The sequence below is a fragment of the Nostoc sp. DedQUE07 genome (genome assembly GCF_034530975.2).
In the GTDB taxonomy this organism is placed as follows: domain Bacteria; phylum Cyanobacteriota; class Cyanobacteriia; order Cyanobacteriales; family Nostocaceae; genus Nostoc.
Genome location: NZ_JAVRCC020000008.1, coordinates 132,601 through 158,637 on the forward strand (window position 1 = coordinate 132,601; position 26,037 = coordinate 158,637).

Consider the following 26,037-nt stretch of genomic DNA (forward strand, 5'->3'; position numbering starts at 1 on the left):
TTAAAGATTTTAAACTGATTATTTTCCAGCTTATTTTGTTATTTTGCTACAATAACCATCCTTATTATCCACATTCCTTTCTGTGTATGATAATTCCAGGAATTCCACGTTTATATTTACAAAAATTTATGTTAAAGTTAATTTACATAGAGTGCAAGCAATGATTGTGTTTGCATCTAAGAACAGCAATCGCCTATGTTTCACGGGAGATGATTACCTATGAATTTTATCGACGGCATAATACTAACGTTGCTCAATATTGTTGCTTGCATAGCGTTACCGAAGATTTTAGCTATCCTTTTGGCTGATAAAACCAAACTTACTGAAACATTGGCGAATGGTTCCAAATTACAAGCAGCCAAAATTCCACTTACAAGTTTCCCTTATTGTACAGCTTACCAATTGACAGGTAGCCAATACTGCAAATTCAGTCCTGATTTTTGCGCTAACTGTTCTCCAAATTGATAGACTATTCGCGAGGAATTTTTCCTTGGTACTTCCGAAAACCAGCAATTCAATTAATTCTTCAACACATATTCATTCTCATTTCGACAGCTTGAAATCCCCGACTTCTTGAAAAAGTCGGGGATATTTTTGTTCGTAACTCCTGCAAGGATTCCTAAACTTCGTCCATATTCATAATTAAACCTGTCTCTGTAGTAGGCTCTTTAGGAAACTTCCAGCGACGATCTAGCTGGACATGGCATGAGTCGATAACCATAAGGCGCGCATCGATCGAAGCTATTAGGATTTTCAGAGTTTACATAACGTTACTACGAGAAAGTTTAATTAAATTTACATTGTGTAATATAGCTTGTATTATTTTTGCCTACTTAGTTTAGATTCAAGCAATTTTCCAGCTTAGTCAGTATAATTACTAATTGAACTAAAGCTACAGATATAACTAATATAACAATTATTAACTCTATTACATGACAGTCAAGCAAGCTGTAATGCCCAAGCAGCAGGAAGTTGGTCAGTTTATTTAGAAACTTCACAAATTTCTAGTGGGCTACCAAGTCAAAGATGCTGGGTAAATCAGTTTGTAGTCAAGGCCTTAGTCCTGTGTTAATCACTTAAGTGTTTACTACGTAGCAGGCAAAGTTAGCTTAATGGATTACTAGAGTTCATGTGATTGATTCTGATAAATAAGGGCTACGAGATCCTCGACTTCTGGAATAAGTCGGGGATTTTGCAACCCCGCAAAATTCATGAGACAGACTCTAGTAAGCTGTCAATCAATAAATGATGCGTGGGGAGAGTATGGGCAGAAGCTTAATGAAATGGGAGAAAAAAGTAAGTAATTGCTAGAGAAGTATTTAACGAGTTAACCATTAAATGTAAATAAAATGACAAAATTTTCGGCAAACTCTTTTGATGGTCAACACATTAAACTATTAGTTTCAAATCACAGGTTTCATTATGAATCAGAAACAGATCGCAGAGTTTTCTCTCAAAAATGGCACGAAGTTTTTAGCTGAAGTTGATGAACCAGAAAATAGCAATGCTCTTGTACGTGTTGCTAGACCAGATACAGGGCAAATGGTAGTTGAAGCTAAAAAGAAATTTGAAGATGTATTAGATCAAATACAACCTGTCGCTTCAGCAATTATAACCAAACTGAGTCAGCTTAATACACCTGCCAATGAGGTAGAGGTTAAGTTTGGTATTAAATTAAATGCGGCGGCGGGTGCAATTTTTACCTCTGTAAGTGGTGAAGCTAACTACGAAATTACCTTGAAATGGAAGCAAGACAAGGCATAGTATGGTAGCGAATACAGATAATTATATTCAAACTTTTAGGTCAGCGATCGCTCGGATTTTTCATGCTAATGGTGCGGTAGTTGGTGTAGGTTTTTTAGTCTCTGGGCGAACTGGAAATTATATCCTGACGTGCGCTCATGTTGTTACCTCAGCCCTATCTTTAGCAGAAGATATAGTTGAAGCTCCTAATAATGATATTTATTTAGATTTCCCCCTAATTGCATCAGGACAACAACTAAAAGCTAAAGTTGTTTTTTGGCAACCTGTTGTCAGCAATGCATCAACCTCTGCGCCTGAAGATATTGCCGGGTTACAAATAGAAGGGCAGTTGCCTAAAGAAACTCAAGCTATCCAACTAATAAGAGCTAACAATATTTGGCAGCATCCTTTCCGCATATTCGGTTTTCCTAACGGACATAATGATGGCGTTTGGGCTACAGGCGTGTTGCGAGATGGCCAAGGAAAGGGATGGGTGCAACTGGAAGATAGTAAGGTAACTGGCTACAGAATAGAACCGGGTTTTAGTGGTGCGCCGATATGGGATGAAACTCTTGTAGGAGTGGTTGGGATGGCTGTAGCAGCAGAGATGCGGCGAGAAGATATCAAAACTGCTTTTATGATTCCTGCGGATGTATTGATTGAAGCATGGGATGAAATCGGGTTGTCTATTTCATCTCATGCGCATATCCAGAATATTTCTAGTAGAGTTCAACAACTCAAAATCAAAACTTTGCAACAACGCTTTGACGTTCTAAGTAGTGATTATGAGGTGGCTTACAATCAACTCAACTATACACTTAGTGCAAGCGATCGCAATATCATTCAACGCCAAATTGATAGCATTTTACAAGAACTAGAGCGAGTAGAAAGCGAACTTAATACTATAAACAATTAATTTAATACCTAAATAAAATGAAAAGCTCTGTAGATTTACGAAAAAACTATCTAGAACAGTTAATAGCCAATTTAAAAACTGAGGTTGAAAGCCTCAGCAAGCAAATGGCTCGGACGAGTAATGATGTAGATAAAAATAAATTGCAAAGACAAGTTGATGATAAATTCGAGGAAATGTATAAAATCGAATCAGAGTTAAACCAGCTAAATCAACAATCTTTAGTGCAAGTTGAATCTGATAATATTCCATTCACTAATCGCGATGCTGCAATTAATGAAATTACAGCAATTAATTCTCCTCCTTATCGTCTGGTGACAGCACCTGAAGGTTATGGGAAAACAGAATTTCTCAAACAAATCCTGGGACGGTTTCAAGAATTGCAATGGTGTTGTGCTTACGCTCCCATCTCTGGTTATGAAACTATTGAAAACTTAGAAAACCGATTAGCAAATTCTCTGCAACTTAAGCTTCCTGAAGGACATGATTTAAGTTGGGGAGAACGTTTAGGTTCACTATTGCATAGAAATTGGGCTAAATGGCAATCACAGGGCAAAAAAGGTATTGTGCTGCTAATCGATCTGGATGGATGTGCCCCACAAAAGCAACGTTTAAATGAACTTTTTAATGACTTTAAGGAATTTGCCTGGAGAATTGAAAAATGTTTAAAAGAATTACAGTTCTTTAAAGATAATTCGCGGAGACTTCGAGTTGTGATAGCAGCTCGTTGTTTGATCGATCTTCCATTAGATCGGACTTTTCCTAAACTAATACTCTCTCCTTTTAACTGGGAAGTAATTCAGGATACAGCAACAAAATATCTCAAACCTATAGAGATGACTTCTGAAAGTCTTGCTTTACTAGCAGGACACTTATTGTATTTAACTGGTGGACATCCAGGGGGAATTGCTGAAGCGCTAAAAGTTTATCGAGATGGTTGTTACACAGTTAGTTGGCTTTTAAACAGTTATGGAAACCAATTATGGGAAAAAAACCTCAAAAAGTGTAGAGATCAGATTAAAGAAAGCTTGACAAAAGAAAATAATCATCTATACGAATCTATTGAAAAATTGAGTATATTTCCTATACTCAATGGAACTTGGATATTAAAGGAAGCTGTTCGGAGATTTAAGTTACCTTTCAGTGACGATAGTTTTAAATTAAATGCTGAACTGACAAAGACATCTATTTTTACTCGTGATAAAACGATTATTAAAGATGGGATGACACGGCGGCTGTTAGTTATTGGTCTACTCCGAGAAACCTCGCCTGATAACTTTCAAGAACTTTGTACTGAAGCGGCTCAAATCTGTTGGGAATATATTCACGAACTGAAATCAAAGAATAATTCTGCTGTTGCGGGTACTTGGTCTATGCAATATTTTTTTCAAAGTCTTCAGAAACACGCTGGATTCATCAATTATGGCCCAAATAGTCTGGCTTATCGACAAGAACTCCGTAATGATTTCTTTGATAAAACCGTTGAGGAAACTCTGGGAATATTTCGCAATACAGATCGAGAGCAATTTCATGAATTTATTTATACCCTTAAATCTGAAGTAGAAAATGACTGGGAATTTCAGTTTCTTGTCAATTACTATCTACACAATGATGAATATAATGACGCACCCTATCGAGATTTAATTCAGAAGCTTGATGAAGCCATTCAAAATAACTAACAATTAAATAGGAGTCTATTATGTCTGAACTAAATAAATTAGAGTTTGTTGGTCGTGCAGAACATCTAAATCGAATTATTTCTCTTGTTCAGGAATCTAATAAACTGCGTGTAGTTTTAGTAGAGGGTAGAGGTGGAATTGGCAAAACTTGGTTGCTTCATGCATTAAAATCTCGTCTAAACCAAGTTCAAATTGGCACAAGTGAAATTATTGATTGCGATATCCCTGTTTTTAATGATGCAGAAGATTTATACACTCAAATCGCCAAACAATTATACGACCATACATATAAAGAATGGTTGCTGCGGTTACGACAACTGCGAGAAGATGAAAACCGCCTCAGTCAAAGTGCATACGAACAAGAACGCAGACAACTTGAAAAGTTCTTGGTCGATGAAATTAATCGCAAATCCAGCCAACAGAGACTAGTCTTTCTAATTGATACGGTTGAAAAGTTAGGACAAGCAGATGTCAGAGAGCAAGTTTGGGAGTGTATTGGCAATTTATGCCATCAACTAGAGAATGCCGTATTTATTTTAGCAGGTCGTCCTAATATTGCTCATCAAATTTTAGAAAAATCATTCAAAGAAGAAGAATTAACTTATTTAGAATTAAATGAATTTACTCATGAGGATGTACAAACATACATTCGTTGCAAGGAGGAACAACTTCACTTTACTCTCGGACAAGAATTGGTTAAAAAGATCATAGTTCTTTCTGGTGGTAGCCCGATCATGATTGAATTTGGAGTAGAGTATGCTTATCGGGAAGTCATACCAGATTGGTTAGAAAGTGAAAATATAGAAACTATTCCCAGCAGGTTAGAAAAAACTGGTGGATTTGAAGCTGAGATGGTTCGACATATTACACAGCTTCGGACATCAATGGATCGGCTAACTCTGTTACTTTCACGTATCTACCCATTAGATAGCTGTGATATTGCTAATTTATTAGAACTATCTACAGAAGATGCTCAAAGATTATTTCTTGATGCACAAAGCTACTTTTTTATAAAACCAGTAATCGGTGGTTCTCAAATATCATTACATGATATTGTGCGAGACTTAGTTGAAAAATATGTATGGGCAGATATTGACCCCAATTTGGAATGGAGAAAACGAGATAGTCGGATTGCTGCTAAATATTTTGAGCAAAAAGATTATGATTTAGGCCCACAAAAAAGGATATTGGAGGTTCAACGTTATTGTGATGATTCTCATCAAGTTGCTAGTATCGAGTTTCTGATTGAAGAAGTTAAGCAACGGCGAGAATTCAATACTACGCGATGGCTCTGGAATGCTTTATATGCCGATCCGATAACAGGCTTTGAAACTTGGCATGAAGTTACTGATAGGATACGCCGCCAATCCAAAAAATTTGGCTTTGTAAATCAATTGTTGGCAATTGCCAAACAGTTTGAAACAGAAATAAATCCCGATCAAAAATTTAAAATGATTATTTTTGAATCAAAGATTGTTCATGCTCTTAAAGATAAGAGTACAAAAGAAAATGAACTAGTAAAGTTGGAGGGAATGCTATCCGATCAATCTTCTAATTCTTCTCATCAAGCGGATATTTACAATGTCTTGGGAATGCTAAATACCAAGTTACACCTTTATGAAGAAGCTTTAAAATATCAGCAAGAGTGTTTATCCCTAGTTCAAGGCAAAAAGCTATCATACGCTATTCCTGCTGTAGCTAACCTAGTTGGTTATCTGCATAGACAACTCAACAACTTTCAGGAAGCTGAGAAATATTACAAACTAGGTTGGGAGGCTGCTATGGAAATTGATACTCCTGACAAAGGTTTAACTCAAGTTATGGCTAGCATTCAGAATAATTTGGGATTTTTATACGGACAACAAAAAGATTATGTCAAGGCTGAACAGTGTTTTAAGGCTGCTATTGATATGTGGTCGAGTGTTGAGAGCGAACGCGAAATAGCCAACGCCGAAATTGCCTCTGCTACTATTTTGGTAGATAATGGTAATTATGTTAAAGCGAAACAACTACTTGAACGAGCATTAAGCCGTTGTGACAATGAAGAAAACGATAATCAAATACTGTGTAGGGCATACTTTCAGTTAGGCTTAAATCAGTGGTTTAGTGCTGAGGTAATAAATGAAGCTGTTTGGGATGTGACACAGGTGCAGTGGGATCTCAATGTGCTAAGTCTTGCTCAAAATGCTTTAGAAAAAAGCCTAAAACTCGCAGAGAAATATGGACTTGAAGAGGAATTACCTGGAATTTTGCACCAAATTGCTAGTGTATATTGGCATCTTGGGTTTCAAACAGGCGATCGCACGCTACAAGACCAAGCTTTAAAACTCAACGATCGCTCTTATCAGACTAGTTTAGAGTACAATGACATGCGGTATGCCATCGATAGCCTGGTAGGTAAAGCTGAGTTTGATTATTATGCAAAAGCCTACGAGTATATTTCCGATTATGCACAAGAACTTAGCGATCGCTTTCAATCATATCAAAATATCCACACACTATACTTTGGCCGCATGTTACGCATAGAAGGTGATGTTGCATTTCAACAAGCTAACTACAACTTGGCTTTTAGTAAATATGCTCAAGGAATACCCCAAATCTTTCAACATGGAGGTTTCGGCCCGTATTCGATTAAACATGAGCTAAATCTGCTCCAAAAGAAAATTGAACGATTGCCTATAGAACTTTCTAAAACTCTGATTCAGCAACTAAAATCTCAGTGGAAAGATCATAAAGCTCTCAAGGAATGGTGCGATCAACAAATGTTTTTGACCAGAATACGTGCCACAAAACAGCCATCTTCTCATGCTTAGTAAAAAAATTGCTCGACCCCAAATTTTAGTTTCTCTTAATTCTACCTACGTACCAACTGGGCAATGCGATTGTGATGGAGGAGATTGTGCCTGTGACTTATCCCCTTTAACAGAATTAAGCTCAAATATCCGATTACCTCTGGGGATGTTGGACACAGAATTTGTGAGAGTTCCTAACTCGCAGATGATGAATTTAGATGATACTTATTCTATCTGTTTTGGTACTTATCATCAAGTAGCAGTTCTGAATCAATCAGCGATATTTTTACTTGAAAAATTTACAAATCCTCATAAATTAGATGAGATTGCAATAGAGTATTCTGAGATTGACCCAATAGACTTACAGACAGCTATTCAAGAACTATATCAAGCACGTTTAATAGCACCCAATAATTATTCCTCATTTAACTTAAATGAAATACCAGAAACTTTAACAGCATGGTTGCATATCACCGATCGCTGTAATTTAAGATGTGACTATTGCTATCTTCCGCACGAAGCAAAAGATATGTCAATCGATATAGGTAAAGCAGCTATTGAATCTACATTTCGCTCTGCAACCTTAAATAATTACCGCCGCGTCAAACTGAAATATGCAGGAGGAGAGGCATTACTCTGCTCTCCTTTAATTAAGGATCTCCATTTGTACGCTCAATCCCTTAGCAAAGAAACAGACATTATATTAGATGGAGTTGTTCTCAGTAATGGAACATTGATTACGCCTGAAATTATTGAGATGCTACAAAGATTAAATCTGCGTCTAATGATTTCACTAGATGGATTATCAAATTTCCACAATATTCAACGTTCTTATACAAGCAAAAAGGGATCGTTTGCAGATGTTGAACGAGGTATTAAGATTACTTTGCAAAATGGTTTAATACCAGATATTTCGATTACAATTAGTGGGCGGAATGCAGAAGGATTACCCGATCTTCTGGAATGGATATTAGAATATAATCTACCCTTTAGTTTAAATTTCTATCGAGAAAATGAACTGTCAGCTTCTTATGAAGACTTGCAACTAGAAGAATCTCGGTTAATTGAGGGAATGTTGGCAGCATTCAAAGTTATCGAATTGAAATTACCTAATCGAAGTTTGCTAGGTTCATTGATCGATCGTGCTAATTTAGCATCTCCTCATAAACGAACTTGTGGAGTTGGGCAAAGCTATCTTGTATTTGATTACAAAGGGCAAATTGCTAAATGCCAGATGCAGCTACATAAAACTATATCTGCCTTTAAAACTCAAGATCCTTTAACTCTTGTGCGACAAGATAAAGCAGGTATTCAGAATTTCTCAGTTGAAGAAAAAGAAGGCTGTCGTACATGTGAGTGGAAATATTGGTGTACAGGTGGTTGTCCTCTAGCAACCTTTAAAGCTACAGGTCGTTACGATATTCAATCTCCAAATTGCAATATTTACAAAGCTCTCTATCCTGAAGCTCTCAGACTAGAAGGGTTACGATTAATCAAATATAGTTCCCCAACTAAGTCCTAACTAATTATACGGACATAATAGAATTTGAATTTTTCAAATTTTGGTAGATATATAGAGAAGATATTGTATTTAAATCCGCTTCTTTAGGTTCATCTTCATCTTCATCTTCATTAGTATTTTTAAACAGGACTGTAAATGCACCAGCACCTAACCTATCTTGAGGAAATATCCGATAACAAGGCATCGTGGTTAAATGTGATTGATATTTAGCTAAATTACTAATTTCTATTGCTTTAAAAGAGGGAAACCGTTCTAAAAACCATTCACAAACTTGCTCATTTTCTTCGGGCGAATATGTGCAAGTCATATAAGCCAGATAGCCTTGCGGTGAAACAATTTTAGCGGAGTTAGCTATAATGCGCTTTTGCCGATTTGCACTCTTGTTAATAGCAGTTGGGTGAAAACATCCGGGTGCTTTTTCACCTTTGGCAAGTAAAGATTGTCCAGTACACGGAGCATCTACGATGACTAGATTGCTAGAGCCAGGAAACATTTCAGCAAATATGCTCGAATCTCGATTAACCACCGCGCTAGGGCTAACCTGGCAACGCTTCAAATTAGAAATTAGCATTCCCAGACGTTTGCCAATTACTTCATTGCTGATGAGCAATTCAGGTTTTAAAGCTTTCCAAGCAAAGATACTTTTACCTCCTGGTGCGGCACACATATCAAAAACTAAACGCACTGACTCAGGAATAGCTAACAAAGTAGTAGCTGCAAATACCGAAGAAAAATCTAAACAATAGAAATATCCTTTTTCATGCAAGGGATGCTTACCAGGTTTTTCTCCCAGAGATAAGCGGTCTATAAATTGTGGTTGCCAAGCTGTTGGTGTTTGCACTGTCAAAGGTGAAATATCTGGCTTTTCTTGACACCAAAGAATACTAGGTGAAAAAGGCTGAGGATTCATTAAAGCCTCAATAAATTTTTCTTGTTCATCTAGATTAGCGAACAAACGCCGCGAAACTTTAAGTAATAAATTAGAAGGTTTTTCCATCAATATTATGAATTATAAATTACGAATTACGAATTACGAATTACGAATTAGTCCGTTGTATCTAAATCAAAATCAAACTGTTACACAAGAACAATGTAATTAAGGCTTTTGGCTTCATACTCAAAATATAATGACCGCCATTGGGAACGCAATGGCCAAGCTACCCCACTGCACCGGAGAAGGTCATGTTTTTAGATAGTTTTCAGGACAAATTACGCAAACAAGCACAATTATGGAGGGATGAAGGATTAATTAGTTCTTCGCAGTATGAGCAGATAGCAGAACGTTATCAATTTAAAAACCTGGAAGCTGCTGCACGCGATCGCAACAAAGCAATCGCGATCGCTATTGGTAGCATACTTTTATGCTTAGGCATAATTACCTTTGTATCAGGAAACTGGCAGGGAGGATCGCGAGAAATCAAAATTATTCTGATGATGAGTTTGTTTTTTGCGATCGCGATCGCTGGATTTTACAACTGGAGGCCACCTGAAGGGAAGAAGCCAGAACGAAGCAAACGCCTACTGGGAGAAGGGTTGCTAATTTTAAGTGCCTTCATCTTCGGTGCAAATTTACTGCTGATGGCCCAGATGTTCAATATTGTCGGTTCAGCTTCCCAACTGTTTCTCGCTTGGGGATTCGGTGTTGTAGTCATGGCCTTCAGTTTGTCCTTAAATTCTTTAGGAATTCTATCAATTGTCCTCGTGGAAATCGGCTACTGGACTGGACTAGAAGACTTATGGTACGCAACAGGAGAGTTAACTTGGTCGCGGCTAGTAGTGCAGCATCTGCCTTTGTTGGCATGGCTGGTATTTGTACCTTTAGCATACTTCTGTCGCTCTCGTTGGATTTTTGGTCTAGCAGCCTTTGTTTTTGCTAGTTCCTTACAAGCTAACCTTAATCCACTGCCACTGCTAAATTATGCTGATATAGCCCCTTGGGTGGCATCTTTTGCTTTTGCACTCCCACCTGCATTATTCTGGAGTTATGATGATTTACTGTTTCCAACCATAAATTACAGGTTGTTTCAATATCTAGCCCGTAATTTAGCGTTAGTAAGCTTCGGCGTTGTCTTTTACGTTCTGTCTTTTCGTTGGGTCTGGGAATCTCCAAATTATAGTTATAATCAGCCAACGAATTTGACAAACTTATTTGAGTCTCTGCCGATTATCGATTTGGGGATTCTCAGCGGCTTGGCGGTATTACAATGGTTGTTTCTACTGCGCCAAAGAAATAATCCTCCGCGCCGCGAAGTGATTTTCACAACTGCTGTCATTAGTACATTTCTGGTCTTTATTGCAATAGTACCTTTTTGGCATCAAACTATCAGCCGGATTGATGAACTTGGCATTTTTATTTTCAATGTACTTCTTGCAACATTAGCCTGGGGACTAATTCAAGAAGGATTGAAATTAAGCAACAGAAGTTCCTTTTGGGGCGGTATGCTGTTAGTAACACTGCAAATTATCAGTCGCGTGCAGGAGTACGACACCGACTTACTTTTTAAGTCGCTAGTTTATATCCTGTGCGGTTCTGCTTTAATTAGCGCTGGACTCTGGTTTGAACGCCGCCTACCTGGTGGTAGCTCTACAAGTAAAAAGTAGGGCAAATTTTAGATTTTGAATTTTAAATTTTGGATTGAATAAAAAATCTAAAATCCAAAATCCAAAATCAAAAATTGAGAAATCTCTGTACTTCAAAATTTTTAAAGTTTCTCTGCGTCAGTCCTAATTTCGTTACTTTTAACCTCCTCAAGACCTCTGCTTTTTAGGACTACGCTCATGAGTAATACTTCTTCTGAATCTAAAAATAAACCCTTGTCTCCCGAAGCCGAATTTTCCAATAAGGTGACTTTTCGGGATTACTTGATTGCTACTGAACAAAAATCGAATAAGCCCTTACCTTTTTGGCGGTTACTAGCTCCCCTGGCGCTGCAAACAGGGCTAATTATGGCAGTACCAGCCCAAGCGGTTTATACAGATGTCACAGGTAAGACGGTGATTTTGCAAACCGTACCTGTAGATCCTAACAATGTGCTAGAAGGTAACACCTTAGCCTTAGACTACAACATATCCCGTACCTCAAATTTGAGCAGACTACCTGGTTGGCAAACATTAGTCAGCAGAGGTCGTGGAAGTGGCAGAAGATTGCCTGAAGGAACCAATATTTACGTGACTTTGCAAGAGCAATTATCTTCTGGTCGCGGTGTTCCTAGAGCTTGGAGACCGTTACGAGTAAGTAGCGATCGCCCCACAACTCTTAGAGCCAATCAGGCAGCCTTAAAAGGTGTTTATCAGGATGGTTCTGTTAACTACGGCTTGGAAACATATTACATCCCAGAAAACCAACGGCAGCAGATTCGCAACGACTTACAAGCCCAACGCGCCCGCAGAGGACAAGTACCACCCATTGTGGTCAAGGCGAAAGTAGATCCACAAGGAAAGGCAGTGCCAGTTAGTATGTGGGTGCGCGATCGCAACTATCGTTTTTAAGCTGTTAGGCAAAGCGTGTAAATATGCAAGCTTTGTCTCTAAAGTTCTAAGCGCTGATTTTCCACGCTCAGAATTTTCTGTTTGTCATTAGATATTTGCTGAAAAAGAATATAGAGACGTAGCATTACTACGTCTCTACAAAGATTCTAGATAAAGCATATTTAATTTCACCAGATGTCTTATATATCGCCTACATTTAGAATGAAATAGCCCTAAATTAGAGCAAAAAGTCAAAATTGTGTATTTATAGTAAGATTATCAGCAAATAAAACTTGCTGATAATATATGATTTTCCGGGGATTAAGTCGAAAAGCAAGGTTACGATTTACGAAATTTTTACTGCTAGTGTTCATTGCAGTAATTGCGTTGTGCCAACTCTCCCCAACCCAACCTCAGTTAGTACAAAAAAGTAATTACGCAATCCATATTCAACAAAACTTTAATCAATCTGCTTTTTATCCCATTGCCCAAATTCCATCTACAAACCTTTATAAACCTATTGGCGATTGGGTAGGAAGGTTAATTTTACCAACAAAACAGCAATTACAAGATGGTTTAGATTGGGTATGGATGGAAGTACAATATGCACCACCTACAGCACAAAATTTGGTTGGTCAAATTGTACGTTTGGAGTGGAAAAAGAATAAAAATTTGCTGGCTTTAGAACGAGTTGTAACGCGAGATATAAATTTCACTCCTGAAGTGATTAAAAGCCAAAAACAAGGAAATATTCATCCTTTTCGACTAAATGGAGTTCGTCAGGTAGGGATTTTACGCTCTTTGGCTGGTGCAAATCCTGATGATGAAACAATTGTTGTTTTAGATTCAACTACAATCATTGATGCAAATCAAGAAAAATCTATTTTGCAAATTGAACACGAACCTGTTTTGGCAACTGGTAGATTTTATGGGTTGGTAAAAATAATTAAACCGATTGAATCTCAATATAAAACTAGTTTATTTTCAAATCAAAAGCAGTTTAACGATTATTTTTTAGTACAACATTATAATCCTAATGCAAATCAATTTAATGGGATTGAAGAAACTATTCGCATTCCCCAACAAGTAATAGATTCGCGAAATTTTGCTCCTTCAAGTTCGCAGCAAATCGAGCGATCGCCTGCGGGTGAAGATGGGTGGTATATTTATGGTGCTGCCGATGCAAAGGGCGTATTTACGGTACGCGCACTTGCACCTCGTTCTCTGTTGCAAATTCAACCCCGTCAAATTATTACTGGTAAGGAATTAGGGCTAAATTACATCCAAGATGTAAATTGGCAAAATACTGAGAAAAATAAAGGTAAATTCAATACTGTATTATTAAAGCCTGTAGAAATACAAAATTCACATAATCAATCTATATCAAAATGGCAAGAAGGTAATAAGGCTATTGTCCTACACCTATTTGGTGGAATTGGCGGACGTAAAGCTGAACCATTAGGAGTACCTTATACTATCACCGGACATTTTGCTTTTGGAATTGCAGAAGTTGTCCGTGACGAGTTTACTAACGAATTACGCTTTGAGACTAAATACCACCAAATTTATGCCCATAACCCCGATGGAATTATTGCCGGAACGCATACATGGGCTGATTATATGGGTAATTTACAACGTGGTTGGCTGGCAACACGTCCAGTATCAGATATTCTCATCAAATTCGACCCTGTAACGCAGGATTATGATTTTGATGGTGTTAAACTTTCGCCTTTAAAACAATTTCAGCAACAATTACAGATAACAATGGCACGTTATCGAGTTGGTGATGGAACTGGTGGCGCAATGGTATCACCTGCTACCTCATGCGTCCAAGACTCAAGCCAAGCACTTTATGCTGCGATATTAGCAATTAAAAACCAAGTTACTACAACTCCTCAAATTCAAACTTGGATACGCGCCAACCCCAATCACCCGCAAACATTACGCTTTCAGCAGCTAGTTGAATTAGGTCAATCTTTGGAACAACAATTAGCACCCTTGGGTATAGTTCGCGCTGATTGGCAAAGTCAAGCAGGTATACTTGCAGGTACGGGTAGAGGAAAAACGACGAAACCATTTCAAGATCGTAGTATTTGGGCTGGTTTGACAACATGGCGAACAATAATGCCTAGACTTGCACACGACGACCTAGCCGCAATATTTTTAAAACATGGCGCAACTATGCAAGTATTGCGAACCAATCAAGTCGGTGGTTGGGAACCTAATATTACACCCATTGCCCCAACAGTACTTTTGGGGCAAATTAAGATTCCTTTTACTAATATTTTACCATTTTCAATTCTTTTAAACCGCACTTTAGCGTCTTTAGTAGTTCCGAGGTTCAAAGATTGGTTAGTTGTCGCTGTACTGCTGATAATTTATAGTATTGTTGCTCTAGCTTATGGTTGGAAATTTGGATTTTTACAGATAGAACTTTGGTCTGCAAATTGGATTGATAAATGTTTGTTAATATTGCGTTGTTTATTTTCACCTGCAATTGTTGAAGAACTCTTTTTTCGCGTTTTTTTGCTTCCTCATCCTAGCGAAATCACCAATTGGCTTCAATGGTCTTTGTGGGCAATAGTGAGTTTATTATTATTTGTTCTGTATCATCCATTGAATGCTAAAACTTTTTTTAAAGCTGGAATTACTACATTTTTTGATCGTGTTTTTCTTGTTTTAGCAGCATTTTTGGGAATTATCTGTACTGTTGCATATACCCTCACAGGATCTTTATTTGCGATCGTTTTAATTCACTGGATTGTAGTAGTAGTTTGGTTAATTGTTTTTGGAGGAATCAGAAAATTAGATAATCAAAAAATTCAGAATGCTAAGGTTTAAGGAGGCAGGGGGCAGGAGGTAGGAATCAATAATGCTTGCTTAAGGCTAAAACTTGATGCCTTTATTTAGCACTACTAAATCTAGGACAACCTTCCTCAGCCCCCTTTTTACAACAACCGCAGAACTTTTTATTAGCGATCGCACTACAACTAGTATTGAGCAACACACTGCTAAGGCACAATCAACACTGGGCAAGGAGAAAGGTTAATCACGCGAGTGGTAACGCTATCATCCGCTCCCTCTTCAGTCAAACCTAGCCCCCGACAGCCCATGATAATTAAATCTGCCCCAATTTCATCAGCGACATCGCAGATCGTAAAAGCTGGTTTGCCTTTCCTTTCCAAGGTTTCAGATTGAATTCCTTGCCCAGAAAATAAAGATTGGGCATTTTCCAGTAGTTTCGCAACTACCTCTGGCGACACCATTGGATCGTCGGCGCTAGGTGCGTCTGGAGGCGCTTCTTCTACCACAGACAGCAGTACCAAGCGACTGCTGTATTTTTTGACTACGTTGGTGACAACATCAGCAGCTTCCCGCGTTTCCCGGCTTTGATCGATAGGAAATAATACCGTCTTAAATATATCTGTCACTTGGGTACCCCTGACTCCGGTAAAATCTTGATGGTTCTACTTTCAAAACAATAACAAAAAGGCAATCAGGAGAGTTTGGTGTGTCCAAAAAAAGTTTAGCAAGTTTATCTTCGGCTGATATCTCTGGGAAACGTGCCTTAGTGCGGGTTGACTTTAATGTGCCTGTCGACGATCAAGGCAACATTACTGACGATACTCGCATTCGCGCCGCTCTACCAACCATCCAAGATTTGACGCAGAAGGGTGCTAAAGTCATTCTCGCAAGTCATTTTGGCCGTCCCAAGGGTGTAGATGACAAATTACGCCTAACTCCCGTTGCCAAGCGTCTGTCGGAGTTACTGGGGCAAGAAGTTATTAAAACTGATGATTCCATTGGCGATGAAGTTGCAGCTAAAGTTGGCGCCCTGCAAAATGGCCAAGTGCTGTTACTCGAAAATGTCCGTTTTTACCCAGAAGAAGAGAAAAACGAGCCAGAATTTGCCAAAAAATTGGCAGCTAATGCTGATTTTTATGTAAATGATGCTTTTGGTACTGCACACCGCGCCCATGCTTCTACTGAAGGTGTGACAAAATTCCTCAGTCCTTCCGTAGCTGGATATTTAGTTGAGAAGGAATTGGAATATCTGCAAAACGCCATTGAAAATCCCCAACGTCCTTTGGCGGCAATTATTGGCGGTTCCAAAGTTTCCAGTAAAATTGGTGTGATTGAAACACTGCTGGAGAAGTGCGACAAGCTAATCATCGGTGGTGGGATGATTTTCACCTTCTACAAAGCCCGTGGTTTGAGTGTTGGCAAGTCATTGGTAGAAGAGGACAAGCTAGAACTAGCGAAGTCTTTGGAAGCGAAGGCTAAAGAACGGGGTGTTACCTTCTTGTTACCTACAGATATAGTATCAGCAGATAAGTTTGCTCCTGATGCTAATGCGACAACCGTCAGCATTGAGAACATCCCCGATGATGGTATGGGTTTGGATATTGGGCCAGACTCAGTAAAAGTTTTCCAAGATGCCCTTGCAGATACCAAAACGGTAATTTGGAACGGGCCAATGGGTGTGTTTGAGTTTGATAAGTTTGCCGCAGGTACGGAAGCGATCGCTCATACCCTCGCTGAAATCGGTAAAACTGGCACAACTACCATTATCGGCGGTGGTGACTCAGTAGCGGCTGTAGAAAAAGTTGGTTTAGCCGACCAAATGAGCCACATCTCCACCGGCGGCGGCGCTAGCTTGGAGTTACTTGAAGGGAAGGTATTGCCTGGAATTGCAGCTTTAGATGATGCTTAAGTAGGGACTGGGGACTGGGGACTGGGGACTGGGGACTAGGGGGATAAGGGAGAAATATTGAACAAGTTTCTTCCTTGTCCCTTCCCAATACCCCATGCCCAATGCCCAATGCCCCATGCCCAATGCCCAATGCCCAATGCCCCATGCCCAATGCCCAATGCCCCATGCCCAATGCCCAATCCTCAACATGAGAAAAATATATGCAACCTAAATGGCTGGAATGGGCGCAAAATTTACAAGCGATCGCTCAAAATGGTCTAACCTATTCTGAAAACCCTTTTGATATAGAACGTTACAAACAATTACGAGCGATCGCCACGGAAATCATGGCGAGTTACTCAAATGTAGAACACAGCTATGTCCTCGATTTATTTAGCCGTGAAGTCGGATATGCAACTCCTAAAGTTGATGTGCGGGCAGCTATTTTCCGTGACGATACTATATTGTTAGTCAAGGAACGAGTAGACGGCTGCTGGACTTTACCTGGTGGATGGGCTGATGTCGGCGAGTCGCCCAGTGAGGCAGTTGTGAAAGAAGTATATGAAGAATCGGGATATCAAGCACGCGCTATCAAACTTTTAGCAGTCTATGACAGAAACAAACAGGGACATCCACCATTACCGTTTTATATCTACAAGTTGTTTTTTCACTGTGAACTTATTGGTGGTTCTCCATCATCAAGTATTGAAACTGAAGAAGTAGGTTTTTTTTCTGAAGGTGCGTTACCAGAACTTTCTCTCGGACGTGTGACACCAGCACAAATCAATCGACTTTTTCAACATTATCGCCAACCAAATTTACCGACAGACTTTGATTAGTATAGCAATCCTATTTGATTCCTGATTACTCGTAAAGATCGGGGACTAGGGACTGGGGATGGTGGGGCCCCCTCTGGGGATAAGGGGTAATGGGGACTGGGAAGATAGGAATAAAGGTGTACTGAGTTTTTTCAGAAATCAAATATGAGTCCTATAGCCCCTTCAATATTTAATATACTTGGGCAACTTTTTTAGATAAGATACTACAGAAATTTCCTATCTACACTAATTAACTATATAGTTTTATCCGATAGTTTGCTTCCAAAATAAATGCATAGCAATGACTCAAATTACTCAACAACAACAAACAATCCAGCACCACCCAAGACTCGGAATTGAAGTCCTGCGCGGTTGCAATCTTAACTGCCTCACAGAAATAGAGTCGCGTGAATTAAAAGAATCACTTTGGAAACATGGCGTTGTAGTCGTCAGACAGCAACAGATAACTGCACAACAATTAAAAGAATTTGCCAAGCAGATTTTTGGCGATTTTATGTTTGGCGGCCCTCCGAAAACATTAGATCCTGAGATTAATCCAGACTTACAAAGCCAATATGTTTATATATTGGGCAATCCGAAGGGGCCGGTTCCCGATCCAGCCGGGAAATATGCATGGCAATGGCATCATGATAAAGATGGTCTCCCTAGTACAGAGGGACTGGATATGAACGCACTATATGTTGTGATGCTTTATGGAATACAAGTGCCGCAAGGTGTAGATGGACAACCTCACACTACTGAGTTTCTCGATATGGTAGAAGCTTACAATAACCTAGATCCTCAACATCAGCAGCAATTAGAGCAGATGTCGATGTATCACTCGCCACCAATGTTTTCTAAAAAACCCAATGCAGATACTGATATACCGAAGAAACTGCATCCCATTGTGTCCACTCACAAAGTCACTGGTAAAAAGGGATTATATTTAGGTTCGGACACTGCGATCGCAGTTGGTATGGAAGATCGGGCAGAGGAAGCAAAACGTTTCTGGGAGGATTTGTTTGCGACTGTTCTAGACTGCACGCCAGTTTACTCCCATGTTTGGCAGCCAGGAGATATTATTTTTTGGGACAATTCACAAGTGATGCACAGAGGTAGACCTTACGATCCAACCAAACACCAGCGAATTGCGTTGCGTTTAGGTGTAGTGCAAACAGATTGAAAGATACTACTACCGCAAGGCGGAATTCAAAATTCAAAATTCAAAATTCAAAATTAATGCAGCATAAGCGTTTTGTTGATTTGAAATGGTATGTTTATTTCCGCCGTGTTGTACTACTACAATAGACCTCTTGCAAAAGTCGAATAGACCCCCCCTTAATCCCCCCTTTATAAGGGGGGAAACTTGAAATATTGCCCCCTCCTCAACACATCGGGGAGGGTTGGGGAGGGGTATTCAAGGATTTTTGCAAGAGGTTTAATGTCTAAGCTAGTAATGAAAAGTTTGTAGTAAGCATTTTAGTGCTTAGAAAACTAAGGACTAAAGTCTTTACTACGAACTTACTTACCTATCAATTTAAACTTGAGAGACTACTAGCTAGACTTTAGAGGTTGTTTGAAAAGTATTTTACCTAGCTCCCCTTAAAAAAGTGGGAACGGGAATCAAAGTCCTCCAATATATCGAGGGATTTAGGGGTATCTATAACTTTTTATACCGACAATACGACTTTTCAAACATCCTCTAATAAAGGTGCAGCAATGAGAATAGCTAAAGTTTGACCACTAGAGAGCGAAACATTAACTATTACTATTTAGGTATACAAAAGTACTACTAGTGTACTCTCTCTCAAAGAACCTTCTAATAATGTCCATCCCAAACCTGATACTTTAATAAAGTATCGACTTAAATAAAATACCAATAATTAGACTAACTATTCCAGCAATCAAACCGGCACAAAAGAAGTAGAAAAACAATTCAAAACTTGCTTGAATATTTTGGGTATATCTGAAATAAAATATTGCCCAAATTGCTCCAAGCATTCCTAAAATAACTGTTGGAATCGTTACGATTACAATAATACTTTGAGTTTTCATTTATAATATATGTATAGTAGTATGAGCCGGAAAAATTTATAGTTAAACACATAACATAAAAGACGGAAATTCGACAAAAAACTAAAAAATACGCACGAATAGGATCTATAAACACGTACTTATCCAGAACGGATTATGAATAAAATCTGATAAAAATCAATCCTCCTAAAACTGCTCCCACAATAATGCCTATAATCCAGAAAATTGAAAGCCAAATAATCCAACTTGCGCCTTCAGAGGTAATAAAGAAATCACCTGAAAATTCTTCAGATACCCTCGAACCAACTAGATGACCAATAAAACCACCAATTATTCCACCAAGCAATCCTCCCAAAAATGAGTAGAAAAATAATTTGAGAGTTATTTGAATATTTTGGCTATACAGTAGATAAAATATTGCCCAGAGCGATCCTATGATTGATCCTATGATTGCTGAGATTACTAATGGTTTTGTTATATAAAAAATTATCCATTTCATCACTTTTTTTGCGGTCTTAGCTATAAGTATTATTAAAAAAGGCACTATTAAACAAAGGAAATAAGCCTCAAAGTTAATTTAAATCTTCGACTTTTAACTATATACATTTTGAGATCCTTAACTCAGCACTACTGGGTCATTTTGTCCTTTCTTAGTCTAAACACCAATACTAGTACAGCGCGGCGGAAATCAAGCGACCATTTTAAACAAGCAAAAGCCTTGATATACAAACTTTTGACTTTTGACTTCCGCCTTGCGGTACTATGGCGTTGTCTCAGGAGTTGGTATTGGTGTAGGTTCCGGTTCAGGTGTGGAGGTTTCTGTAGGCGTGGGTGTTGGTGTGGGTGTCGGGATTGCTGTGGGTGTTGGTGTCGGCGTGGATGTTTCCGTGGGCGTGGGTGTTGGTGGTGGGGGAGCGGTGGGATTTTCTGCTGTAATAGTGAGTTGATAATCTACTGGTTTCGTTGCTGTGGAAACTACGACAAACTCATAAAATCCATTTTCTGGTAATTTAGTTGACAAACTACGCTTGGTAGAATCTTCTAAAAATCGAATTTTGCCAGAGGGTGAATAGACTGATAACAAGACTTGGGAATTTGCTTCTAGCTTCAAGTCTAGAGATTGGTTTTTGGCAAGTCCAGCAATGAATACTTTCCCACCACCAGATTGGAGAGTACCATTGACTGTTTTGCCAGTAGCCCCAGGATCGAAGACAAGTTTCTGAAAAGCGCTACCGTCAAGGATTGCACTGAGTCGATCGCTAACAAATCCATACCAAACTTGTCCAATGGGCTGACCTTGGAAACTTTTACCCCGCTGCTCAGGAAATACACTTAAAAAAGCAGTATCTCCCAAATCATACAAAGAACGGCTACCAACGTTGATTTTGTTGACTTCTGCTTTCCAGCGATCGCGTTCAGCAGTTGTGTAAGTTCCCAGTTTTTGGCGGGCATTATTACTCAGTGGTGCAAGCTTTTCTAGTAATTCCGAAGCTGTTTTATCCCACTCTGCGCGCAAACTCTCATCTTCAGGGCCATTGCTGAGAGTACGTCCCCGTAAACTGGGATTTCTGTCCCAAAAAACTTGATTCACCAAGTTCACGTAGAAGTTAGAGTCAATACCCAACTGTTGACGGCGATCGCTTAATCTTTCTTTGCGTTCTCGTTCTGCTGGCGAATATTGCGCTAGAGGATCGGTTGGTTGTTCGCTGGTTGGAATGGGGCTGGCTGTAGGATTAGGATCGACTTGCCCCACATCTCGTCTGCCATTCAATCCCCACCAAATTAATCCCACACTACCAGCGACTAGCGCCGCCACCAGGAAGGTTTTTGTTGGCGTCCACCACGAGGAAGAGGGGGAAGATGAGGGATATGAGGGATATGGAGGGGTTGGGGAAGGTGGGGGAGGTGGAGAGACGGCGACGGTGGCGGATGTGGGTTGTGGTGGAGTGGGATATTGAGTTGGCGGATAGTTTGCTGGAGGTGAGTTGAGGGCTTGGAGTACTTGACGGGCTGATTGATAGCGATCGCTGGGTCTAGCAGATAGCATTTTATCTAATACCTGTGCCAAATCTTGACTCAGATTAACTTCCCGTCGCCATTGCCAACTGAGAGTATAGGTATCAATTAATTCTTGGGGTTGTTTCCCTGTCAGTAAAACCAACATTGTTGCGGCCAAAGCATACAAGTCGCTGTGGGGGGATACTAACCCAGTTTGCATTTGTTCTGGGGGCGCAAATCCGATTTTACCTAATAAGGTTGGTGCTGGCGGAGGTGCAACCATACCGGGTTGGTAATATTCAGAAGCTACGGTTGCTACTACTTGTTTGACACCGCCAAAATCAATTAAAACTGGCAGTTTGTCAACAGTCCGAAGCATTAAATTATCTGGGGAAATATCTCGATGAATTACTCCTAGTGAGTGAATGTATTCCAACACTGGCAAAATTGAAAAGAACAATTGGCGTATTTCCGCCTCTGTAAAGCGCAAACCCTGTTGTATCCGGGCATTTAACAAAGAATTGTAAGTTTCCCCTTCTACATAATCTTGCACCAAAAATAGATATTCTTTGCCCCCTAAATTCAGCCGCAGCAGTTCCCGGAAGCGGGGAATTTGGGGATGTTGCAGTTTATAAAGAACACTCGCTTCTCTCTCGAAAAGTTCTTCAGCTTTTTGGACAACGTAAGCGGTTTGAACTTGGGGGGAAAATTCTTTTAAAACACAAAGTTCGCGGAAACGGTTGATATCTTCAGCTAAATAAGTGCGTCCGAAGCCACCTTGGCCAATTTGACGCACGATCGCATAGCGATCGCCTAAAGTCATTCCTGGTTGGATACTATAATTCATGGGCGTATCCAACAAATTCTCACCACACTGGAGACAAAAGCGGCTACCTGGGGAATTTTCATGTCCTTTAGAACAATATATTTTTGTCATTTGTCATTTGTCATTTGTCATTGGTTATTAGTTACTCTTCCCCAGTCGCCTTATTTGCCAGATTGTTCTTTACTGACTCGATCGGCTGCGATCGCATACCAAATTTGACCAAAAGTCTGTTGATTGAGTTTCTTACGCTGTTGATCGGGAAACAAGCGATCGAATTTTTCATTGGTGTCTTTAGTCAATTGATCGATTGTATAGTTGCCAAACTGCCCCGATCGCGCTTGTTGTCTCCATGTATCGTAATCTTTTTGACTATAGTTACCCAATTTCCTACGAGCTGCTGTACTGAGGTCAGCCTGTTCTAGTTTATCCAATAAATTATCGGCAATATCAGACCATTCATCTCGTAAACCAGCGTCTTCAGGTTTAGATGTCAGGCTACGTCCCTTTAATTCTGGTTTTTTTGTATAAAATAAATCATCTACTGTGCGAATAAAAAATCCTTCAGTAATTTCTAACTCTTGACGACGACTGATAATTTTCTGGAGGTCGCTATTTTTTCCTTTGTTACCGACTGGTTTACCGCTAGGATTGGGAAACTGGGGGATTTGCGGTAATGAAATTGATGGGATAGTAATTGAAGTTACACTCTTAATCACTGCATTTACTACCGCCCAAGCACCTGCACCAGTTAAAACAACTAAAGCCGTTCCCCCTAAACTCATCACAAAAGGGCGAATCCAAACAGGGAAAGATGCCGGTTTCACAATTGCTTGTGTTTGCCTCTGAAATCTACTTACAACAGCACTGGCGCGTTGTCTTCCCGGAGCAACTACCATCGTCTTGATCTTGGTGGTAATATAATTGCCTGAAGATTTAGTTACGGTTGGCGATGGTAAATCTCTGAGGATTTGCTCGGCTCGTTGGTAGCGATCGCTCGGTCGATAAGCCAGCATCTTTTTTAACACTGCTTCTAGTTTGGGACTAACTCGGATTTCTTTTCCCCACCTCCAAATTCCCTGATAGCTGTCGTATAGTTTCTGCGGTTCTTGACCTGTGAGTAACACCAGTGATGTTACCGCTAAAGAATATAGATCGCTACTAAAAAATGCCTTTCCCTGCCGTAGCTGTTCTTCCGGAGCGTAGCCTTTTTTACCCAGCAAAGTATTATTTTCAGCCAACTTGGTACGCCAAAAACCTTGAGAAGCTGGCAATTGCTTGACGCCACCAAAATCAATTAGCACTGGTAGATTATCAGAACGCCGCCAGATGAGATTATCGGGAGAGATATCACGGTGAATTACATCTCGTGAGTGGATGTAGGATAATACAGGTAAAATTTGTTGCAGGAGGATGATTACTTCCTCTTCACTAAAGGTTTTTCCTTGACTTTCACGCTGTTCTAATAACTGGTAGTAGTTATCACCATCCACATAATCTTGCACTAAAAAGAAAAAATCTTTAGTGCCTATCTTCACTTGTAGCGAGGCGTGAAAACGCGGAATCTGTGGATGCTGGAGTTTTTTCAGGACATTTGCTTCTCTCTCAAATAACTCTTTAGCTTTTTGTAAATCTTGATTTTCTTGTACTTGGGGTGCAAATTCCTTCAGCACACAGGTTTGATGAGATTTATTGATATCTTCCGCCAAATAGGTGCGTCCAAAGCCGCCCTGTCCTAAATGACGGATAATTTGATAGCGATTATCCACAACCTGTCCCACAGCAAGAGGTAATGGTTCGCCACAATGGGTGCAAAAGCGGTTACTACCATTATTTGTGTGTTGTTTACTGCAATAGAGCTGCATGGTGCTGAAGGATAAATTAAGGTTTTATTTAATGACTACAACGCACATACCCTCATTTTCGGATATTCTACGAATTACGTAGCTTGCTTCTCGCATGAAGGCGAGTATTACGAATTACGAATTATTTTAAACGGTGTTGGTTCTACTTCAGGATAAATAAGCAAGTGTCATGAACGGCAAATCAAGACATCAGCAAGTAATTAAAGCATTTGAAGATTTTTTGTCTACCCCCCTAGAAACTCTACTGCAAAGGCATCTCAACACTCCAACTTCGGCAGCTTTGAGCTTATTTCACGATGTGGCGGCGAATGTACCAGCCTACAAGGCGTTTTTAGCAGAAAGGGAAATTAATCCCGCGACTATTCAAACCTTAGAGGAGTTTCAAAAACTACCAGCGATCGCTAAACAAAATTATATACTGCGTTATCCTCTAGCTGACTTGTGCCGTAACGGACAACTCCAAGAGTGCGACATGATAGCTGCTTCCTCAGGTTCTAGTGGTAAACCGACATTTTGGCCTCGTTTTTTCACAGATGAACTCCAAATCGCCACACGCTTTGAACAGATTTTTCACGATAGTTTCTATGCAGATACCAGACGTACTCTAGCAGTGATTTGTTTCACTTTAGGCACTTGGGTAGGTGGGATGTTTACCACTAATTGCTGTCGTTATCTTGCTAGCAAAGGTTATCCCATCACTGTAATTACTCCTGGTAACAACAAAGAAGAAATCTTGCGAGTTGTCCAAGAACTTGGTTCAGATTTTGAGCAAGTGGTGTTATTGGGATACCCGCCATTTTTAAAAGATGTGATTGATACTGGTATCGCTCGTGGTGTGGAGTGGCAGCAATATCAGATTAAATTAGTGATGGCGGGAGAAGTATTTAGTGAAGAATGGCGGAGTTTAGTTGCTCAAAGAGTTGGTTCGCAAAATCCTTGTTATGATTTTGCATCACTTTACGGCACTGCGGATGCAGGAGTTTTGGGTAATGAAACACCGTTAAGTATCTGTATCCGCCGTTTTTTAGCAGAAAATCCCGATGCAGCGAGAGCTTTATTTGGAGAATCGCGTTTACCCACACTAGTACAATACGATCCTTTCACTCGCTTTTTTGAAGCTCAAGATGGCGGATTGCTGTTTTCGGGAGATAACGGCATTCCCTTAGTGCGTTATGACATTTTGGATACTGGCGGGATAATTAGTTATGATGCAATGCTGCAATTTTTAGCAGAATGGGGATTTAATCCGCTGGAAAATTTGCGTTCTGATACTCAAGAATCACCAAGAGGTATTCATCAGCTACCTTTTGTTTATGTCTTTGGACGTTCTAACTTTACAGTTTCTTACTTTGGGGCAAATATCTATCCCGAAAATGTGACGGTGGGATTAGAACAACCAGGAATTCAAGAATGGGTGACAGGTAAATTCGTGTTGCAGGTGAAGGAAGATGCAGATAAAAACCGATTTTTGTCTGTAGTTGTGGAATTAGCAGTCGGGGTAGAGGGTAGTGAAGATCAAAAAGAAGCGATCGCATCTTCGATTCTTTCACAATTGTTACGTCTAAATAGCGAGTTTGCTAATTATGTTCCGGTAGAATATCAAACACCACAGGTTACATTAGCGCCAATGGGTGATTTTGAATATTTCCCGATTGGGGTGAAACATCGTTATACCCGTCAATAGTACAA

General features: G+C 39.7%; 19 protein-coding genes. 13 read left to right on the forward strand and 6 right to left on the reverse strand.

Features of this window, described 5'->3' with window-relative positions; all coding sequences use genetic code 11:
• Positions 1 to 219 precede the first annotated feature (219 nt).
• The 6 genes from RMZ95_RS09350 to RMZ95_RS09375 all read left to right on the forward strand — a co-directional run bounded on the left by RMZ95_RS09350 (position 220) and on the right by RMZ95_RS09375 (position 8,649).
• Positions 220 to 465, forward strand: a complete 246-nt coding sequence (locus tag RMZ95_RS09350) for a hypothetical protein (RefSeq protein ID WP_322670209.1) — start codon at positions 220 to 222, stop codon at positions 463 to 465.
• Positions 466 to 1,422: 957 nt separating this feature from the next.
• Positions 1,423 to 1,764 (forward strand): CU044_2847 family protein, encoded by a 342-nt coding sequence (locus RMZ95_RS09355; RefSeq protein WP_322686478.1) that lies wholly within the window; start codon positions 1,423 to 1,425, stop codon positions 1,762 to 1,764.
• Between the two features lies 1 nt (position 1,765).
• A complete protein-coding gene (locus RMZ95_RS09360; protein WP_322686477.1) occupies positions 1,766 to 2,659 on the forward strand; it encodes a trypsin-like peptidase domain-containing protein in 894 nt (297 codons plus the stop codon).
• Positions 2,660 to 2,676: 17 nt separating this feature from the next.
• On the forward strand, positions 2,677 to 4,335 hold the full coding sequence (locus RMZ95_RS09365; RefSeq protein WP_322686476.1) for a hypothetical protein: 1,659 nt from the start codon (positions 2,677 to 2,679) through the stop codon (positions 4,333 to 4,335).
• Between the two features lie 20 nt (positions 4,336 to 4,355).
• Positions 4,356 to 7,148, forward strand: coding sequence for a tetratricopeptide repeat protein (locus RMZ95_RS09370; RefSeq protein ID WP_322686475.1), 2,793 nt, complete (start codon positions 4,356 to 4,358; stop codon positions 7,146 to 7,148).
• Positions 7,141 to 8,649: a radical SAM/SPASM domain-containing protein gene (locus RMZ95_RS09375; protein ID WP_322686474.1), complete on the forward strand. Its 1,509-nt coding sequence runs from the start codon at positions 7,141 to 7,143 to the stop codon at positions 8,647 to 8,649. Before RMZ95_RS09370 ends, RMZ95_RS09375 begins: the two co-directional genes overlap by 8 nt.
• A gap of 4 nt (positions 8,650 to 8,653) precedes the next feature.
• Here RMZ95_RS09375 and RMZ95_RS09380 read toward each other — a convergent pair whose 3' ends face one another.
• Positions 8,654 to 9,646, reverse strand: coding sequence for an RsmB/NOP family class I SAM-dependent RNA methyltransferase (locus RMZ95_RS09380; RefSeq protein ID WP_322686473.1), 993 nt, complete (start codon positions 9,644 to 9,646; stop codon positions 8,654 to 8,656).
• 185 nt (positions 9,647 to 9,831) lie between these two features.
• Here RMZ95_RS09380 and RMZ95_RS09385 point away from each other — a divergent pair, with 185 nt between their 5' ends.
• The 3 genes from RMZ95_RS09385 to RMZ95_RS09395 all read left to right on the forward strand — a co-directional run bounded on the left by RMZ95_RS09385 (position 9,832) and on the right by RMZ95_RS09395 (position 14,958).
• Positions 9,832 to 11,250 (forward strand): DUF2157 domain-containing protein, encoded by a 1,419-nt coding sequence (locus RMZ95_RS09385; RefSeq protein WP_322686472.1) that lies wholly within the window; start codon positions 9,832 to 9,834, stop codon positions 11,248 to 11,250.
• A gap of 177 nt (positions 11,251 to 11,427) precedes the next feature.
• Entirely contained in the window at positions 11,428 to 12,138 is a 711-nt protein-coding gene (locus RMZ95_RS09390; protein ID WP_322670216.1) for a GDYXXLXY domain-containing protein, read from the forward strand.
• A 285-nt stretch (positions 12,139 to 12,423) separates the two neighbouring features.
• On the forward strand, positions 12,424 to 14,958 hold the full coding sequence (locus tag RMZ95_RS09395) for a type II CAAX prenyl endopeptidase Rce1 family protein (protein WP_322686471.1): 2,535 nt from the start codon (positions 12,424 to 12,426) through the stop codon (positions 14,956 to 14,958).
• A gap of 170 nt (positions 14,959 to 15,128) precedes the next feature.
• Here the strand turns inward: RMZ95_RS09395 and RMZ95_RS09400 are convergent, their stop codons facing one another.
• Positions 15,129 to 15,539: a universal stress protein gene (locus RMZ95_RS09400; protein ID WP_322670366.1), complete on the reverse strand. Its 411-nt coding sequence runs from the start codon at positions 15,537 to 15,539 to the stop codon at positions 15,129 to 15,131.
• An 89-nt stretch (positions 15,540 to 15,628) separates the two neighbouring features.
• On the opposite strand from RMZ95_RS09400, the gene RMZ95_RS09405 reads away from it, so the two are divergent.
• The 3 genes from RMZ95_RS09405 to RMZ95_RS09415 all read left to right on the forward strand — a co-directional run bounded on the left by RMZ95_RS09405 (position 15,629) and on the right by RMZ95_RS09415 (position 18,811).
• Positions 15,629 to 16,831: a phosphoglycerate kinase gene (locus tag RMZ95_RS09405; protein WP_322670218.1), complete on the forward strand. Its 1,203-nt coding sequence runs from the start codon at positions 15,629 to 15,631 to the stop codon at positions 16,829 to 16,831.
• 200 nt (positions 16,832 to 17,031) lie between these two features.
• Entirely contained in the window at positions 17,032 to 17,649 is a 618-nt protein-coding gene (locus RMZ95_RS09410; protein ID WP_322686470.1) for an NUDIX hydrolase, read from the forward strand.
• Positions 17,650 to 17,929: 280 nt separating this feature from the next.
• Positions 17,930 to 18,811: a TauD/TfdA family dioxygenase gene (locus RMZ95_RS09415; protein WP_322686469.1), complete on the forward strand. Its 882-nt coding sequence runs from the start codon at positions 17,930 to 17,932 to the stop codon at positions 18,809 to 18,811.
• A 665-nt stretch (positions 18,812 to 19,476) separates the two neighbouring features.
• Here the strand turns inward: RMZ95_RS09415 and RMZ95_RS09420 are convergent.
• The 4 genes from RMZ95_RS09420 to RMZ95_RS09435 form a co-directional block, all read right to left on the reverse strand.
• Positions 19,477 to 19,683 carry a hypothetical protein gene (locus tag RMZ95_RS09420; RefSeq protein ID WP_322669127.1) on the reverse strand — a complete coding sequence of 69 codons (207 nt, stop codon included), beginning with the start codon at positions 19,681 to 19,683 and terminating at the stop codon, positions 19,477 to 19,479.
• A gap of 133 nt (positions 19,684 to 19,816) precedes the next feature.
• Positions 19,817 to 20,161 carry a hypothetical protein gene (locus tag RMZ95_RS09425; RefSeq protein WP_322670222.1) on the reverse strand — a complete coding sequence of 115 codons (345 nt, stop codon included), beginning with the start codon at positions 20,159 to 20,161 and terminating at the stop codon, positions 19,817 to 19,819.
• Between the two features lie 261 nt (positions 20,162 to 20,422).
• Positions 20,423 to 22,597 carry a serine/threonine-protein kinase gene (locus RMZ95_RS09430; RefSeq protein WP_322686468.1) on the reverse strand — a complete coding sequence of 725 codons (2,175 nt, stop codon included), beginning with the start codon at positions 22,595 to 22,597 and terminating at the stop codon, positions 20,423 to 20,425.
• A 50-nt stretch (positions 22,598 to 22,647) separates the two neighbouring features.
• Positions 22,648 to 24,348 (reverse strand): serine/threonine-protein kinase, encoded by a 1,701-nt coding sequence (locus RMZ95_RS09435; protein ID WP_322686467.1) that lies wholly within the window; start codon positions 24,346 to 24,348, stop codon positions 22,648 to 22,650.
• A 169-nt stretch (positions 24,349 to 24,517) separates the two neighbouring features.
• Here RMZ95_RS09435 and RMZ95_RS09440 point away from each other — a divergent pair, with 169 nt between their 5' ends.
• Positions 24,518 to 26,032 (forward strand): phenylacetate--CoA ligase family protein, encoded by a 1,515-nt coding sequence (locus RMZ95_RS09440; protein ID WP_322686466.1) that lies wholly within the window; start codon positions 24,518 to 24,520, stop codon positions 26,030 to 26,032.
• Positions 26,033 to 26,037: the final 5 nt, after the last annotated feature.

What these genes read in the sequence shown, in the direction of transcription:
- RMZ95_RS09350 (WP_322670209.1), top strand. Translation starts at nt 220, where the DNA reads ATGAATTTTATCGACGGCATAATACTAACGTTGCTCAATATTGTTGCT.
- RMZ95_RS09355 (WP_322686478.1), top strand. Translation starts at nt 1,423, where the DNA reads ATGAATCAGAAACAGATCGCAGAGTTTTCTCTCAAAAATGGCACGAAG.
- RMZ95_RS09360 (WP_322686477.1), top strand. Translation starts at nt 1,766, where the DNA reads ATGGTAGCGAATACAGATAATTATATTCAAACTTTTAGGTCAGCGATC.
- RMZ95_RS09365 (WP_322686476.1), top strand. Translation starts at nt 2,677, where the DNA reads ATGAAAAGCTCTGTAGATTTACGAAAAAACTATCTAGAACAGTTAATA.
- RMZ95_RS09370 (WP_322686475.1), top strand. Translation starts at nt 4,356, where the DNA reads ATGTCTGAACTAAATAAATTAGAGTTTGTTGGTCGTGCAGAACATCTA.
- RMZ95_RS09375 (WP_322686474.1), top strand. Translation starts at nt 7,141, where the DNA reads ATGCTTAGTAAAAAAATTGCTCGACCCCAAATTTTAGTTTCTCTTAAT.
- RMZ95_RS09380 (WP_322686473.1), bottom strand. Translation starts at nt 9,646, where the DNA reads ATGGAAAAACCTTCTAATTTATTACTTAAAGTTTCGCGGCGTTTGTTC.
- RMZ95_RS09385 (WP_322686472.1), top strand. Translation starts at nt 9,832, where the DNA reads ATGTTTTTAGATAGTTTTCAGGACAAATTACGCAAACAAGCACAATTA.
- RMZ95_RS09390 (WP_322670216.1), top strand. Translation starts at nt 11,428, where the DNA reads ATGAGTAATACTTCTTCTGAATCTAAAAATAAACCCTTGTCTCCCGAA.
- RMZ95_RS09395 (WP_322686471.1), top strand. Translation starts at nt 12,424, where the DNA reads ATGATTTTCCGGGGATTAAGTCGAAAAGCAAGGTTACGATTTACGAAA.
- RMZ95_RS09410 (WP_322686470.1), top strand. Translation starts at nt 17,032, where the DNA reads ATGCAACCTAAATGGCTGGAATGGGCGCAAAATTTACAAGCGATCGCT.
- RMZ95_RS09415 (WP_322686469.1), top strand. Translation starts at nt 17,930, where the DNA reads ATGACTCAAATTACTCAACAACAACAAACAATCCAGCACCACCCAAGA.
- RMZ95_RS09420 (WP_322669127.1), bottom strand. Translation starts at nt 19,683, where the DNA reads ATGAAAACTCAAAGTATTATTGTAATCGTAACGATTCCAACAGTTATT.
- RMZ95_RS09425 (WP_322670222.1), bottom strand. Translation starts at nt 20,161, where the DNA reads ATGAAATGGATAATTTTTTATATAACAAAACCATTAGTAATCTCAGCA.
- RMZ95_RS09430 (WP_322686468.1), bottom strand. Translation starts at nt 22,597, where the DNA reads ATGACAAAAATATATTGTTCTAAAGGACATGAAAATTCCCCAGGTAGC.
- RMZ95_RS09435 (WP_322686467.1), bottom strand. Translation starts at nt 24,348, where the DNA reads ATGCAGCTCTATTGCAGTAAACAACACACAAATAATGGTAGTAACCGC.
- RMZ95_RS09440 (WP_322686466.1), top strand. Translation starts at nt 24,518, where the DNA reads ATGAACGGCAAATCAAGACATCAGCAAGTAATTAAAGCATTTGAAGAT.